Consider the following 14204-nt stretch of genomic DNA (forward strand, 5'->3'; position numbering starts at 1 on the left):
TTTGTTGATAAAAAAGTTATTTGTTATAATTACAGTCAAGTGAGGGGACGAATATGGCTAGTAATTCTGATTCAATTTATTATGTTTTAACAAAACTAAAGCACCATCCAGAGTTAATCAAAAGCATTAGACCACGTTATACTAATACGGTTCTGATTCTTTTTGATGACTCCTTAAAGATAGCCGATGCTTCATTTTATTTTCCTGTTGATCGTTTTATGGTCAATCGTTTGTCAAATGATTTTGTGGCAAAGAATGGTGACCTTCTTGATAGTTATTTTTCAATGACCAATGGAACAAAGAAAAATTACCATGATGTTTGGGCGACGACCTGTCATATTCCAGAAAAGAAAGTATATTTATTAGAATTATCATTTGAATAACGCGATTTAAGCTGCGACAAAAGGTGTCACAGCTTATTTGCTATAAAGAGAGAGTTTTATAGTGCTTGTTTCAACGATTGTTTTAATGGTAGCGGCAGTTTTAAGTAGTATTATTTCCAGCTTCTTTCCGCACTTCTCAATTAATTATATTAGTATTTTCGTCGGCTTAATTATTGGTTCAGTTCCTTTTTTGAATGGTCGGATTTCCTCCCTTCCACAAAGAAATATTTATGTATATAGTAGCTCCACTGATTTATTTTGAGAGGCAATCAACGAGAATTAATCTGATTGGAAAAAGATTACGACAAATTCTTGAAACGGCTGTTCTTTTAGTAATTGTCGGAACGGTATTTGCGGGTTTTAGTGTATCGCTTTTGGGAATTCTGCTAGCCCTGGCATTTCTGATGGGTGCCTTAAGTACTCCGACCGATGCTACTGCAACTGAATCTGTTTTGGAGGGGTTGATTGTCCCTGAAAGACAAGAAAATATTCTAAAAATGGAGTCATTATTTAATGATGCTTCTGGTATTATCCTGGTTACTGCAATGGCGCTGTGGGTAAAAAACGGACAGTTCAACTATCAACAAACGTTTTTTGACTTTTTGCGTTCAGCTGGTGGCGGGATAATTATTGGCATTATGGCAGCCCTTGTAATGATCAGTTTTCGTCAATTTTTAGGGCGAATTAACCATGATGCTTATAATGCGCAAATATTATTATTTGTTAGTACGCCATTCTTTATTTACTTTATAGCTGAAGAATTAAAAGTATCTGGGATTATTGCCGTGGTTTGTGCTGGTTTAATGCAGAATAGCGAAAGCGTTCGAAGTCGTTTTATAACGCCTCGCCAATTTCATAATGGGCTAGTGCTTTTAAGGTTGCTGCGGGAACTCTTAAATAATACCATTTTTGTTATTTTAGGATTATTGGTTGTCAGGATCATTCGTGATGACTTGATTATTGGGAATACAAATTCGCAATGGATTGTGATTGGTATTTTACTTTATATTACTAATCTCCTTGTTCGTTATCTCTATGGACTATTTTCAAAGATGGGTAATAAAGGAAGTATAATTTTTGCTCTTGGGGGAGTCCGTGGCGCAGTAACACTTGCCTTAGTATATATGATTATTAACAATGTAAGCTCTGCACAGTTTGATATGATTGTGTTGGCAGAAATGCTTGTTATTATTTTGAGTATGGTGGTGCCTTCAATCGTATTTCGCTTTATTCTTAACTATGATATGTCAAGGAGGGAGGCCGGCAAACAAGTTCAGCGTTTACGGCAAGAAATGGTTAAAGAGGGATTGAAAGCAGTAGAAAAAATATATCTTCCAGAAAAAATTAGAGAAAGTGTTGTTTATGATTTGCGGGATCAAAAGAGTACCAATTCATTTGCAGATTTTTGGCATCAATGGGCTAAAGCAAGTCGCTATCCAGAATTCAATGAGCAGGAAAAGGAACTGGAGCAACGAGCCTTATTATGGGCATTCCAAGCTGAAAGACAGTACCTTGATATGGTATCTCAAAAGGAAAATCATCGTGACTATCTTTTTGAGTTTTACAACGAAATTCTATTGGCAGAGTCAATTTTACTTAACACTGAAAATGAATATTAAATTAATTTGATTTTAAGTTGACGAAAAATTGAAATTAACGTATACTTTTAATTGTACGTTATTGCCCGCTGGTCAAATTGGTTAAGACGTCGCCCTCTCAAGGCGGAGTTACGGGTTCGATTCCCGTGCGGGTGATTTTTTTATTTTAAACTAATTTAATATAGCGTCTAAATCATTGATAAATCAGCATTCTTGATTTTAGGTTTACACTATAAAACGTTATTTTTAATCAATTCTGCGGAAAAATTGCGGAAAAAATAATTCAACTTGTCAGCATGGTGGACTACTAATCTAGTAGTCTTTTTATTTTTGCTGTCAGAATTTTTAGGATTAAACATCCCCAACAATATTTTTTGTCTAAAACGGGGATGATTTAATTATTCTAGTTAATGTAATTGCTTATATATCAACAACCAATTAAAATAGCCCCCCTACCTAAAAAGTTTCAAAACAGCCTTTGCAAATAAAAATACGGTAATGTGTGCCGCTCTCTTCTCAACAATGCAGGGCGGGGGGATGTTATAATAGTTTTGCTTATTTTTATATCGAAGGGGCGCTCTCGCAGCAGGGCACTTTTTTTAGTGCAATTTAAGCAGTTTTTGCAGCGTAAATAAAAAGACAACTAACATATTTCGCCAGCTGTCCTCAGTCGTTTAATTTTTCTTGTCGTTGTTTGATACAGCCTAATAGCATATCAAGGTCTTCTTGCGTTGCACTCTTTAAGATAAAGTTCTTAGCAACTGAACGGCGGTTAATATACTGTACCTGCGCCTTGTTCTTGCTACGGTATTTGTTAATTGCTTTGTGCTGTGACTCTGTAAGTGCCATCTTATTTCCTCTCAATCTTAAATTCAAATAGCTTCTTGCGTTTGTCTTTTGGTGTGTGAAGCCACGTCTTGAACTTCCTAACGTCTTGTTTCCACATTGCTAGCGTTTCACGTGGAGAGTAGACATCTAGGGAAATAGTAACGTGTTTATTCTTTGACTGGTATTTAAGGCGCTTCATATTTCATCCCTCACTTTTGCTAATTATTCTTGATTTAAAGAACGTCTAAGCCATGCTATAATATACATATGAAAAGCCCCTAAGAGTTGAGCTACCAACTTGCAACTCTTAGGGCGGTGATTAATCACCACTTGATTTCAAGTTTTAAGTCTAGCGATATAAAGATTTTGAGCTTTAATCTAATCTTTATTTTGCTAGGCTTTTTCTGGATATCTGTCAACTGGTATGGTTGACTAAAAATACTTCCTACGAAAATGTAGGGGGTATTTTTTTACGAAAAAATACAATCGATTCTTAAAAAGAAAAATTTTTGATTGGCAAAACCATAACAAGTTCGTTTTAGAGTTTTGATTTTGCGATTGATGCCTTCTAAAGGACCATTAGAGTATTCAAACTTAGCACTATTTAAGACATATTTTCTGTTTTGACGAAGGGTTTGGATAGCGGTATCCATTTCTGTATTGGTTTTTTGGTAGTCTAAGATGGTTGACTCTAGTAATTCACTATTGCGCTCGTTTAGGGCTTTCGTGATATCTTGGTAAGTTTGGTATACTTCAGCAAACTTGGAAAATTTACTAGTAATGAGATCAACAGCATTTTGGCGAGTCATATATTGCTTAACGCCGCGAAGAAAAACTACTTCTTCAGGGTGAAGATCTTCAGCTTTTTTATGGAATAGCTTCCAATGTGACTTCATAATTTTATATTCTCGGCTCTGTTTATCAAGTTGTTTTAGGATAGAAATACGACAATTGTCCAAAGCGCGACCAGCTAATTGCACAAGATGGAAACGATCAATAATAATGCTGGCATTAGGGAAAAGGCGATAGATAAAGCTTTGATATTGAGCATTTAAATCAATCACAACTGATTGGACGCATTCGCGTTCGGCTTTTGAATAACGACTTTCAAAATAATCAATAATGGTAGGTGATAGACGATCCTGTAACTTTGTGACAATTTGGTGGGTTTCAGCGTCACAACAGATAAAGGACATCACAGACTTAGTTGAACGAAACTCGTCAAAACATAGATGCTTAGGCAACTTAGCTACACGATAGTGTGGTTCCATGCGCTCTAAAATTGTTCGACGAACACTGCTAGGAGAGCAGTGACACATTTCAGCAATTAGCTGACCAGATAGTCCTTTACGAGCTAAAAGCATGATTTGATTTTTGAGATTACTGGATAGGGTTTGATTTTCTTTGGTTAAATTAGTAATAGCACCAAACGTAGTATGGCACGATTTACATTTATAGCGTTGTTTACGAAGCTCTAGTTCATATCTTCTCCCGTTTAAACTAGCCAGTCGTACATGAGTTTTGCGAAAGCCATCCTTATTAACTGTGGGAAAGCCACAGTTACGACAACGATTAATCGGATAAGAAAGAGTAGCCGTTATTAGTGTTATATACTCTTTAACAGAGTCATCGTTGTGTTCAGCTTCTTCAACAGAAATAATTTTAATATTTTTATCTTTAATTCCAAGAATATTTAGGATAGAATCATTATGGGACATTTGTTTAACCTTCTTTCATGATTTTTGTGGTGAATTGATTGTATAACGAGGGGACAGCAAATGTCTCTTTTTTTATACAAAAAAATCTGGCATGGAATCTCCATCCATACCAGAAAGTGTATACCCCTTTTTCTTTACTTTCAAAAGCAATTTAACCACCCCCTTTCCTTAGGGGCTAAGTATATTATATACATATGTATCAACGGTGACAATAGGGAATACTAAAATATTTGAAAAATATGCTAGCATTTGCAAGCATTAGATACCTATAAAATCCGAGCATTTCTGAGCATTTTAACACTAATAAAATCCTAGGATTTCCTAGGCTTTAACCATAAAGCTAGAGGCTTTCAAGTGCTATCAAAATAGGGTGCAACCTTTTTGTTTTTGTATGCATACTTTTTTTGGAAAGTACGCATACTTTTTAATGAGGGTGCGCACCAAATTATACTCAAGATAATATGCTAAAATACCTATGGGGCGTGAAAAGTAAAGTTGCTAATTTTTCGACAATACCAAGAGTAGCTTGTGAGGGCTACTCTTTTTTTGTGCTACCATTTGCAACCATTTCTCAACTGGGTTAAGCGATTTTTTGCTCTTGTGCTAGTGATATTAATTTGTCTAGGTCGTCTTTATCTGCATAGTGTTTAATAAACGTTTTAGCATTTGAGCGATATTGATATAGTTTGTTTTTCTCTGGGTGTCGTTTCTTGTATCGTTTATGTTATGCTCACTGCCCTACTCCCCTTGTGATATAATATATTTGCTATTTTTTATATCGAAGGGGCGCTCTCACAGTAGAGCGTCTTTTTTTGTTGGAATTTATCGTGCAAAAAAGTCGATGTGCGTTCCTAAAGTATCAATAAACTAACCCCCGTTGAAAGAAAACGGGGGCTTTTTTAGTATGGTCTATTTTAATAGCAAAAGAGGGGCGAATATTGCTCTTTCTTGCTTCTTGTTTTGACGTTAAATGTGATTATATCAATGATTACAGCTAATCACTCATAAGCAATAATAATTAACTACGAATTAGCTAACGAGTATAAGTTTTTCCGATATTGTTTTAACTACAAACATCCCCGATAATGTCCAATTTTGGGCAATGATTTCTAATTAAGATTGCTGTTATATCAACCTTTTAGATGAATTGATAAATTGCACATTACATGGAACATTTACTGTTTCACAATTCCAATGTTTTTATATGCGGTTGTTACCTTGTTCTGGTAGTAACCAGTATAAAAGCGATGGTGCTTTTGATAAACAAAGCCTAACAATTCCATATTGTGCTTGAATTGGCGGTTGCTTAATGGAATTATGGCTTGCTGTTGGCAATATTCCTTGTAATGGTTATATAGGACACGGCAAGCACAATAAAATCTGCGGTCTTTTTTTACCCCGTCAGAGAAAACAAAACTAACAACCGTTGGGTCTGCTTTGCCTTTATTTCTAACTCTGAAATGATAATCTTTCTTACTTTCAGCCATCCACTGTGCTAATGATCGCTTACTAAATACATAACGCCCACGATACCAACTCATTTAGAACCATCCCCTTTGTACTGGTCTTTCATGTAGTGGGTGAATAGCCATATAACTGCAATATCAGCGATAAGACTAGCTAAACCACAAGCAATAGCAACAATCAATAAACACGATACAGCGAACATTTAAATCAACTCCATTTCTCTATACTCTAATTTTCATTTTAAAGCCGTCTAAGCCGTTTTAACTTGCAAATGAATAATTATATTAAACAGACGCTATCGGCTTTAAAACTGCTGATTATTTTTAAATAAGCAGGGTTCTAATTTAATACGTTATATATTTTTCACTGTCGAGTTTTCGACAATGAGTTTTCGTGGCTGAATTTTCAGCAGTCAAACTTTATACAAGTTCCTTTTCCGTCCAATTGATAATGAAAAATTACAGTTGAACTATTGATATATCAGCATTTGGGCTAGTAAAGCATTGCACGCTTTTAAATAAAAAGCATCCCCTTTATATCGCTGTATTAACAGTAAATAGGGGATGTTATTTTTCGTAGGTCATACTTTTTTAAGACAGACGATAATGCTAAAAATGATTGTTAATTAGTGCCACTCGTTATGGTCTAGGCTGTTCACCTTATCCAATAGACTTTGGGCGTTTTCTTTCTGTTCCTGTGGTGCTGTAGGGTCATTTAGTATTGTAGTGGCTGCCACTCTTACAGCGTAACAGTCCATGAGCACTTGATTACCTTGTACTTTGAAATGTTCATCTGGAATATGAGCCACAAGAGGATTTTCAGCCTTAAAGCGTTCAATTGGATTGTTCCCAGCTACTTCTACTAAGCCCTCGTTAATTGCTCGCTGAGTAGGATTGCCTAACTCGTCAATCATCCCCTCATCAACTAGCATTTTATAGAGTTTGTCCTTGTTAGGACGCAAGCCAATAGAAAGAAAATGACTGTAGGCTTGCTCAACTAACGGTGGGTATTTGATGTTAAAATTCATTGTTTGTCCTTTCTTTTTAAGGGTGTCTAATCTGCCCAAACTGCTTCAAATATTTATTAGCTAATTTATCTTTTGCTTTGCTTTCCTCGCTATTGCTTCTTAGATAATCGCTTCTAATGGTCTTTAATTGCTTTTGAAGCGAACTAGAAAGTTTCTTGGCTTTTATTAGCTTTCGATTGTATTTAATTATTAATTGCCTGTTTTGTTTGAGCAGGGTAGGCGTTTGATGTTTGAAGATACCTAGACCATCAACAAAATACAAGTGGGTAAATGGTATCTTGATTAAGCTATCGTTTAATTGCTTCTCGTTGGCTTGTATTAGGTTGTCTAATCGTTTAATATCACTCATCAATTTAGTATAGGTCTCATATCCAGTACTAAAATCAGAAAGACTTCTCTCAAATTCTGTTAGATTCATGAAGATCACTCCTTAGAAAGGTAATTCATCATCAATGTTCTTCTCTTTTTATTTAGGATACTCATTCTTGATGTAGGACAAACATAAATTATCGGTTTCTGGAGTAATACTTGATTTTTCTTTTATCACTGTGAGGGTATCTTTTATTTCGTCAATAGATGATACTTTTAATTCATTTGAGAGAAAGTAAATCAATTGATCGTTATTTGTACTAAATGTTGTTTTGAATTTTGAATTAATGAATTTGATTAGTTGCTCAATTTCTTTTTGATTAACAGTAGAAGATTCTTGTGGAAGGCTTTCTTTTTCTTTATTTATATTCTCTTTATTTATATTATATTTATTTATATTGGAGGCGGATTTAGTACTTAAAAAGGCTGTTTTAGGCTTTTCCCGCCTATTTCCGCCTGCTTCGTTAGAATGTGTGTCAATCCCTTGTCGCTCTAGGGCTTGAACGTCATTATTTTGGGGTGAGGCTTTTTCCGCCTTTTTAAGCCTATTTTCGCCTATTTTATCCTCCATAACTAAGGCGGGTTTAGGACTATTTGAGGCGGATTCCGCCTTTATCAATTTATTTCTTGTTTCTTTTAAATTTTCAAGGTCAATACCTGTCTTTTTGCTATTATATTTGTGGAGAAAATCATTAAGTGTCATTGCGACATTCTCATCGTTTAAATTTGTTGTGTATCTCCAGTCTGTTCTAATATAAGTGATTTTAGTTAGTTCTATTTGTTGAGTGTTGGTGTGGTTTTTGAGGTCTTGATTATTTAACCAATCAACAATAATGACAACACTATCGGATACAATGATAAGACCAGCTTTTTCTAGTTCTTGGTAATTCTTTTCAGTGAAGTGATTGAGTACATTAATCATTGTTAGTTCAGAACAAAAGCCGTCATCATCCGCATACAAGACTAATTCATCGTATAAGTAGCGGTCTTCCACTGATAATTGGAGAAATTTATTACTTTGATGAATACTCTTTGAAATTAATCTTCTATTTGCCAATTTAAGATACCTCACTTTACATAACTGTTATTGGTTCATCAAACTCGCTAATTTTTATTAGACCAGCATCAGCAAGTTGAGAAAATTCTTCACCATTTACATGTAAAACATCGCATATAAGCTCACTACAATAGACAAGGTTGTCAGTGTTCTTATATGCTAAAAGATACAGATACAGTAATTTAGCGTCATTGCTAAGATTGTAAAAATCATCCGTTTCTAGGAAGTCTTTTAATTCCATTACTTACATACCTCCATGTTCTTATAACTTAATTGCCCGTCAATAAATAGCTTTGTTAAAGCGATAAGTCGTTTAAGCATTTCAACATCGTTATTTGTGACTTGTTCAATGCGTTCAACAATCTTTTGGCGTTCTCGCTCTTCTCGCTTGTTGTGCGCTAAGTAATTTGGATTGTTAAGCGACTTCATAATGAAATAAAGGCGAGTGGTGTTTTTATCATCGTTGTTCGTTAGCAAGGACAATTTAGAATATAAGTCACCATTGAAGCCGTCTAAGTAAACTAAAAAGGTGTGAACTTGCTTAATATCATCCCCAACGAACTTACTAATACGGGTGGCGAGTTCCGTTGGTTTTTTGCTGTTCTCGGTGTCTTTAAGATATGAATACCACGAGAGCAGGGCGAGGTAAGTAGTTTTCATGTCCCAACGTTCACGGTGTCCGTCTGGGGCTGTAAGAGTAACTAGTTGCATTCTGTATCACCGCCTTTGAGTTCAAGGGTTGCTAATTGTTGTAGTACTTCTAAATCATTATCATTTAGGCGCTCTAAGCACTCATGTAAAGCGCTGATAATATCTTGCTGATACTTAACTGTTAAGACTAGGCTAATTAAATCATTGTGAGTGTAATCATCCTTCAGCCACTAGTGTTTGAAGTTCATCAAGTGTTTGTGGCTTAGATGAATGCGCTAGCCAAATTGCTTTAAAGTCGGCCCACCAGTGCTCGATAACTGCGTTATCTGCTGGTGTACCAGGAGCTGAATAGCTATGTTGACTATTATTGCTAGTTAAATATTGATTGAACGCCTTAGAAGTATAAGCAGCTCCGCGATCAGTATGAATAAGTGGGGCTAATACACCTTCTTGTTTCTGAGCTTTCTTGAATACTTGAATTGCTCCCTCACTAGTTTCTGTTGGGGTAATTAGCCAGCTAATTGGAAATTGACCATATAAATCAAGAACCACATGTAAACGAACTTTATAATTATGAATATTGTAGGCGAGTTCTGTTGTATCAGTTACCCAAACCTGATTAGCTGCTTCCTGTTTAAATTGACGATTAAGTATATTTTCAGCTTGATAGGTTTGACGTTCCTTGTCGCGTTTTCTTTTAGCTTGACGATAGTCAGCTTTAATCCCATGTTCCTTCATAATTCTAATAACTCGTTTTTTGTTGACCAAATATCCAAGACCTGCACGCTTAATAAGACGAGTCATTTTCCCATAGCCAATACTTTGCTTATTAGTTTTCTCAATTTCTTTAATCAAATTAAGGATCTCTTGATCCTGGATATCCTTAGTAGTTAATTCTCGTTTTAGCCACTTATAGTAGGCTTGCCGGCTTACTTTAGCCGCTTTAACTAGTTCTGATACTGTATAACCGTCTTTAATCATTTCTTGAATCGCTTGATATCGTCCGGTCGATGCACCTCCCGATTGCGTATTTCGACTAATTTTTTTGCGAACGCAATTTGTACCTCGCTTTCTCGTTTCTCAGCTTCTAATTCACGTACTCGTTTTCTCAACCGTTCGAGCTCATTTGTCGGTTCTTTATCTTTATTTCTGCCACGATTATCTTTTAGTACTTCCCAATTATGATCGTGCAAATATTTACGTACCCACGAATAAACCCGCTGATAACTAATATCATACTTACTAGCTGCTTCTTTATAGTTGTTCTGGTGGTTAATCGTCCACTGCACAATCTGCTTTTTCTCATCAAAGGATACTTTCCGGCCCATTTTCTTAACTCGCTTTCTTGTTGCGTAAGCAACAGTTAGTTTGTCACTATTGTACTGGATAATCCATTGTTTTAGTTGAGAAATATGGCGTATTTTGTACTTAATTAAAACCTCACGACTAGCCAGTCCGTTAAGCTGATAATCTTTCACCGCGGCAATCTTTGTCTTAAGTGAATATTTTTGGTTATGTTTAGGACGAATTAATCCTGCCAGTCCTGCTAATAAAAATTGTTTAATCCATTTAGTCATGTTCGCTGTTCTCACTTCGTGATAGTCAGCGAATACTCCTAATGAGCAATCTGAATCCTGATAATTACTTAGTAATCTTAATTTTTCTGTTGTGGAATAACTAGAAACGAAAAACACCCCCTAGAATTGGCACTTTTATTATTTAAAGTGTCAACCCTAAAGGGTATTGTACGAATTTACCATTAGCGGTTTATTCCTTCTGTACTCCTTTTTGCGTTAAAAATATTAATTATCATAATTGCCGGTGATTGGGTTCATTTCATGGATTTGGTTTGTAGTGGGGTCATATTGATAGGTACCAGTAAGATGAGCTACATTTGGATCGCCGCCTTGGTTATTGCGAACTTCAATTTGATAATTATTGTTTTGATTATTCTTAGTCATGTAATAATGATTGCCATCTTGTTGAATGCCACTTGTCTTCACAAAACTTGTTAGGACTTGTTGATCATTTTGTGATGAGGAAGTAGTAGTTGCTGATTGGCTGCTAGGATTACTAGTTACTGATGAACTAGGAGCTTTTACCGTTTGATTAGTTGATTTTGCTGAACTGTTAGTTACCTTTGAATTTGCGCTTGTTGAGCTTGTATTTGTTGAAGAAGTGGACTGTACACTAGTAGGTGTAGATGTGGAGGCTTGACCCTTTGCTTTTTCGCTACTAGTAGAGGAGGCCGCCTTCTTACTTGTTTGTTGACTTACTTTTGTCGCGGAAGTAGATGTTTTTGTTGGGGCTGCTGCACTATTCGTACACCCAGCTAGTCCTAGGGCGGCTAAAATTACTAACGAACTTGCTAAAACTTTATTTGTCATCTTCATCATTTTAATGCCCCCCTCAACTTCTCTTTTTTATAAAATTCTTATAACTATATTATACCGTCTTTTGAAATGATTTTGTAATATTTTTAACTTATTTGTCACAATTAACCAATTATGTTTAATAATTTCTTAGATATTTTTCCTTTGTCTGATTTACGTTAAAATAAACTCTATTGAGGAAGTGAATTAAACGATGAATAAATACGATTTAACAATTACCAAATTACATCAAATGGTTAAAGAAGGAATTGTTCCGGGAGTTAGCTATGTGATTTTTGACCGTCAACATACGATTAAGGAAGTAACGGGGATGGCTCAAGTGTACCCTGAGACTGAATTATTAAAACCTGGTATGCTCTATGATGTGGCCTCATTAACAAAAGTAATAGGGACAGTTCCAGTTATTGCCATGCTTATTCAAAAAGGAGCATTGTCTTTAGATGATCCGATAAAGAAGTATTTACCTGAATTTAATGATAACCGACCAACTATTCGAAATCTTCTTACCCATACTTCTGGGATAGCTGGTTATATTCCACATCGTAATGAGTTAACTGCCTCTGAACTAAAGACGGCTTTTTTGACAAGAATGCAGGTGGAGGATAGTTTGAACCATCAAATCAAATATGCGGATGTGAACTATTTGTATTTGGGATGGATTATTGAACGAATTTATAATCAGCCGGTTCAAAAAGTTATTGCAGAACAGGTTCTTAAACCATTAAATATGCCAACTGCGACATTTAATCCTCATCCAGCTAACTGTGTACCAACAGAAGTACAAGAAAAACGTGGCTTGATTAGGGGAGAAACTCATGATCCTAAGGGGTATATTTTAGGAGAAAGTTGTGGATGTGCAGGCCTCTTTGCATCGTTGAAAGATTTGGAGATTTTTAGTCATGCGCTGATTGAAAATAATTTAAATGGTCTTCTTACTTCTGAAACAATTGATCTTTTTTTTACAGATCAAACACGAATTCCTGGTCCGCATAGCCGTTCGCTGGGATGGAAACTATTTCATGCTAAAGATCATCACCTTTTGATTAGCCATACTGGGTTTACGGGAACTTGGATGGTGTTAGATCGTCAAACTGACCAAGGCTTTATTGTATTAACTAATCGTGTTCATCCAAGTGCCAAAAACCAAGAATTTTTAGCTGCTCGTGACCAACTTTTTGCAATTTATTTAACAGAAAAAGAAAAAACTTTGTGAAATTTATATGCAATCAATTGAATAACCGCTTTCACAGAATATGCGCTTTAGGGGTAAAAAATGTATAAAGACTGTTGATAATTTATATTAATAACTTCTTTTTATATAATTCACTAAATATTGATTTGACGGCATTTGACAACGTTTACATAAACTAATATGATGTAGTTGTAGTCAAGTGATACTTCAAAAAAGGAGTGATATTGTATGCAAAGTCCAATTCATGTTACATCAGAAATTGGGAAGCTTAAGACAGTTATGTTGCATCGACCAGGTAAGGAAATCGAAAATGTTTATCCTGAAATTCTTCACCGGATGCTTGTAGATGATATTCCATACTTACCGATCGCTCAAGAAGAACATGACCTTTTTGCGCAAACATTACGTGATAACGGCGCAGAAGTCTTGTATCTTGAAGATTTATTAACAGACGCACTGGCAGATGATAATATCAAAGATGAATTCCTTGAAAAGATCATCGCTGAATCTGGTTATGCTGCTGGAGCAATCCATGACGGCTTAAAGGAATTCTTGCTTAGTTTCAGTACTAAGGATATGGTTAACAAGATTATTGCTGGTGTACGTAAAGATGAAATTAAAACAAAGTATGCTTCGCTTGCCGAATTAGCAGAAGATAAGGATTACCCATTCTATATGGATCCAATGCCAAATGCATACTTTACGCGTGACCAACAGGCATGTATCGGGGATGGAATTACCATTAATCACATGACCTTTAAGGCACGTCAACGCGAATCTCTCTTTACTGAGTACATCATTAAGCACAATAAGCGTTTTGCTGACAAGGGTGTTGAAGTATGGCGAAACCGTTATCCTGAAGGCCGGATTGAAGGTGGAGATGAATTAGTTCTCAGCGATCATGTATTAGCAATTGGTATTTCTCAACGAACATCTGCAAAGGCTATTACAGAATTAGCTGAAAGTCTCTTTGAAAAGTCTGATTACGATACAGTAATTGCTATCCATATTCCTCACAATCACGCAATGATGCACCTTGATACTGTGTTTACAATGATTAACTATGATCAATTTACAGTTCATCCAGCAATCTTACGTGATGGTGGACATGTTGATGCATACATTATGCACCCAGGTAATAATGGTGAAATTTCAATTACTCATGAAACAAATCTTAAAGAAATTTTGAAGAAGGCACTTGATAAGCCGGAAATTGATTTAATTCCTACTGGTGGCGGTGATCCAATTATTGCCCCACGTGAACAGTGGAATGACGGTTCTAACACGCTAGCAATTGCCCCTGGTGTAGTTGTAACTTATGATCGGAACTATGTCTCAAACGATTTGCTGCGTAAGCATGGCATTCTCGTTCACGAGGTTCGTTCAAGCGAATTATCACGGGGTCGTGGTGGCCCACGGTGCATGTCATGTCCAATTGTTCGTGAAGATCTCAAGAAATAAATAAGATAATGAAAGCAGCAAATTTATCTGAGTAATCTAGAAAGGGTATAATTTTGCTGC

The 14204-nt window shown here is 35.8% G+C and carries 16 protein-coding genes, 1 tRNA gene and 1 pseudogene; 5 read left to right on the forward strand and 13 right to left on the reverse strand.

The annotated features are described in order from the left end of the window. The first annotated feature begins 53 nt into the window (after window positions 1–53). The 3 genes from LREU_RS02260 to LREU_RS02270 all read left to right on the forward strand — a co-directional run bounded on the left by LREU_RS02260 (window position 54) and on the right by LREU_RS02270 (window position 2137). On the forward strand, window positions 54–383 hold the full coding sequence (locus LREU_RS02260; protein ID WP_003666524.1) for a hypothetical protein: 330 nt from the start codon (window positions 54–56) through the stop codon (window positions 381–383). Between the two features lie 230 nt (window positions 384–613). Continuing rightward, on the forward strand, window positions 614–2002 hold the full coding sequence (locus LREU_RS02265; protein ID WP_225349832.1) for a cation:proton antiporter: 1389 nt from the start codon (window positions 614–616) through the stop codon (window positions 2000–2002). Between the two features lie 62 nt (window positions 2003–2064). Then, window positions 2065–2137: transfer RNA gene (locus LREU_RS02270), tRNA-Glu, on the forward strand. Window positions 2138–2647: 510 nt separating this feature from the next. Here LREU_RS02270 and LREU_RS02275 read toward each other — a convergent pair. The 13 genes and pseudogenes from LREU_RS02275 to LREU_RS02325 all read right to left on the reverse strand — a co-directional run bounded on the left by LREU_RS02275 (window position 2648) and on the right by LREU_RS02325 (window position 11494). Then, window positions 2648–2830: a hypothetical protein gene (locus tag LREU_RS02275; protein ID WP_003667526.1), complete on the reverse strand. Its 183-nt coding sequence runs from the start codon at window positions 2828–2830 to the stop codon at window positions 2648–2650. A 1-nt stretch (window position 2831) separates the two neighbouring features. Continuing rightward, window positions 2832–3008, reverse strand: coding sequence for a hypothetical protein (locus LREU_RS10425; RefSeq protein WP_003667527.1), 177 nt, complete (start codon window positions 3006–3008; stop codon window positions 2832–2834). Between the two features lie 271 nt (window positions 3009–3279). Further along, entirely contained in the window at window positions 3280–4527 is a 1248-nt protein-coding gene (locus LREU_RS02280; RefSeq protein ID WP_003666875.1) for an ISL3 family transposase, read from the reverse strand. A 1175-nt stretch (window positions 4528–5702) separates the two neighbouring features. Further along, window positions 5703–6068, reverse strand: coding sequence for a hypothetical protein (locus LREU_RS02285; RefSeq protein ID WP_003667528.1), 366 nt, complete (start codon window positions 6066–6068; stop codon window positions 5703–5705). After that, window positions 6065–6196 carry a hypothetical protein gene (locus LREU_RS10615; RefSeq protein WP_003667529.1) on the reverse strand — a complete coding sequence of 44 codons (132 nt, stop codon included), beginning with the start codon at window positions 6194–6196 and terminating at the stop codon, window positions 6065–6067. The genes LREU_RS02285 and LREU_RS10615 overlap by 4 nt, the downstream gene beginning before the upstream one ends. 423 nt (window positions 6197–6619) lie before the next feature. Continuing rightward, window positions 6620–7021 carry a hypothetical protein gene (locus tag LREU_RS02290; protein ID WP_003667530.1) on the reverse strand — a complete coding sequence of 134 codons (402 nt, stop codon included), beginning with the start codon at window positions 7019–7021 and terminating at the stop codon, window positions 6620–6622. A gap of 16 nt (window positions 7022–7037) precedes the next feature. Next, window positions 7038–7439: a hypothetical protein gene (locus LREU_RS02295; RefSeq protein ID WP_003667531.1), complete on the reverse strand. Its 402-nt coding sequence runs from the start codon at window positions 7437–7439 to the stop codon at window positions 7038–7040. 48 nt (window positions 7440–7487) lie between these two features. Then, entirely contained in the window at window positions 7488–8447 is a 960-nt protein-coding gene (locus LREU_RS02300; RefSeq protein WP_011953407.1) for a hypothetical protein, read from the reverse strand. Between the two features lie 16 nt (window positions 8448–8463). Further along, window positions 8464–8688 (reverse strand): hypothetical protein, encoded by a 225-nt coding sequence (locus tag LREU_RS02305; RefSeq protein ID WP_003667533.1) that lies wholly within the window; start codon window positions 8686–8688, stop codon window positions 8464–8466. Further along, window positions 8688–9158: a hypothetical protein gene (locus tag LREU_RS02310; protein ID WP_003667535.1), complete on the reverse strand. Its 471-nt coding sequence runs from the start codon at window positions 9156–9158 to the stop codon at window positions 8688–8690. Before LREU_RS02310 ends, LREU_RS02305 begins: the two co-directional genes overlap by 1 nt. A gap of 159 nt (window positions 9159–9317) precedes the next feature. Continuing rightward, window positions 9318–10079 (reverse strand): annotated as a pseudogene (locus tag LREU_RS02315) (IS3 family transposase); the annotation flags it as partial. Continuing rightward, window positions 10076–10675, reverse strand: a complete 600-nt coding sequence (locus tag LREU_RS02320; protein WP_003667537.1) for a helix-turn-helix domain-containing protein — start codon at window positions 10673–10675, stop codon at window positions 10076–10078. The pseudogene LREU_RS02315 and the gene LREU_RS02320, both read right to left, overlap by 4 nt. A gap of 225 nt (window positions 10676–10900) precedes the next feature. Next, window positions 10901–11494: a hypothetical protein gene (locus LREU_RS02325; RefSeq protein ID WP_003667538.1), complete on the reverse strand. Its 594-nt coding sequence runs from the start codon at window positions 11492–11494 to the stop codon at window positions 10901–10903. Window positions 11495–11684: 190 nt separating this feature from the next. On the opposite strand from LREU_RS02325, the gene LREU_RS02330 reads away from it, so the two are divergent. Beyond that, entirely contained in the window at window positions 11685–12704 is a 1020-nt protein-coding gene (locus LREU_RS02330; protein ID WP_003667539.1) for a serine hydrolase domain-containing protein, read from the forward strand. A 207-nt stretch (window positions 12705–12911) separates the two neighbouring features. Continuing rightward, complete coding sequence (gene arcA, locus LREU_RS02335) at window positions 12912–14144, forward strand: arginine deiminase (protein ID WP_003667540.1); 1233 nt, start codon at window positions 12912–12914, stop codon at window positions 14142–14144. The last annotated feature ends 60 nt before the right edge of the window (window positions 14145–14204 follow it).

The sequence above is a fragment of the Limosilactobacillus reuteri subsp. reuteri genome (assembly GCF_000016825.1).
Lineage (GTDB): Bacteria > Bacillota > Bacilli > Lactobacillales > Lactobacillaceae > Limosilactobacillus > Limosilactobacillus reuteri.

What these genes read in the sequence shown, in the direction of transcription:
- LREU_RS02310 (WP_003667535.1), bottom strand. Translation starts at nt 9,158, where the DNA reads ATGCAACTAGTTACTCTTACAGCCCCAGACGGACACCGTGAACGTTGG.
- LREU_RS02320 (WP_003667537.1), bottom strand. Translation starts at nt 10,675, where the DNA reads ATGACTAAATGGATTAAACAATTTTTATTAGCAGGACTGGCAGGATTA.
- LREU_RS02330 (WP_003667539.1), top strand. Translation starts at nt 11,685, where the DNA reads ATGAATAAATACGATTTAACAATTACCAAATTACATCAAATGGTTAAA.
- LREU_RS02305 (WP_003667533.1), bottom strand. Translation starts at nt 8,688, where the DNA reads ATGGAATTAAAAGACTTCCTAGAAACGGATGATTTTTACAATCTTAGC.
- LREU_RS02290 (WP_003667530.1), bottom strand. Translation starts at nt 7,021, where the DNA reads ATGAATTTTAACATCAAATACCCACCGTTAGTTGAGCAAGCCTACAGT.
- LREU_RS02260 (WP_003666524.1), top strand. Translation starts at nt 54, where the DNA reads ATGGCTAGTAATTCTGATTCAATTTATTATGTTTTAACAAAACTAAAG.
- LREU_RS02325 (WP_003667538.1), bottom strand. Translation starts at nt 11,494, where the DNA reads ATGATGAAGATGACAAATAAAGTTTTAGCAAGTTCGTTAGTAATTTTA.
- LREU_RS02285 (WP_003667528.1), bottom strand. Translation starts at nt 6,068, where the DNA reads ATGAGTTGGTATCGTGGGCGTTATGTATTTAGTAAGCGATCATTAGCA.
- LREU_RS10425 (WP_003667527.1), bottom strand. Translation starts at nt 3,008, where the DNA reads ATGAAGCGCCTTAAATACCAGTCAAAGAATAAACACGTTACTATTTCC.
- arcA (WP_003667540.1), top strand. Translation starts at nt 12,912, where the DNA reads ATGCAAAGTCCAATTCATGTTACATCAGAAATTGGGAAGCTTAAGACA.
- LREU_RS02280 (WP_003666875.1), bottom strand. Translation starts at nt 4,527, where the DNA reads ATGTCCCATAATGATTCTATCCTAAATATTCTTGGAATTAAAGATAAA.
- LREU_RS02295 (WP_003667531.1), bottom strand. Translation starts at nt 7,439, where the DNA reads ATGAATCTAACAGAATTTGAGAGAAGTCTTTCTGATTTTAGTACTGGA.
- LREU_RS10615 (WP_003667529.1), bottom strand. Translation starts at nt 6,196, where the DNA reads ATGTTCGCTGTATCGTGTTTATTGATTGTTGCTATTGCTTGTGGTTTA.
- LREU_RS02275 (WP_003667526.1), bottom strand. Translation starts at nt 2,830, where the DNA reads ATGGCACTTACAGAGTCACAGCACAAAGCAATTAACAAATACCGTAGC.
- LREU_RS02265 (WP_225349832.1), top strand. Translation starts at nt 614, where the DNA reads ATGTATATAGTAGCTCCACTGATTTATTTTGAGAGGCAATCAACGAGA.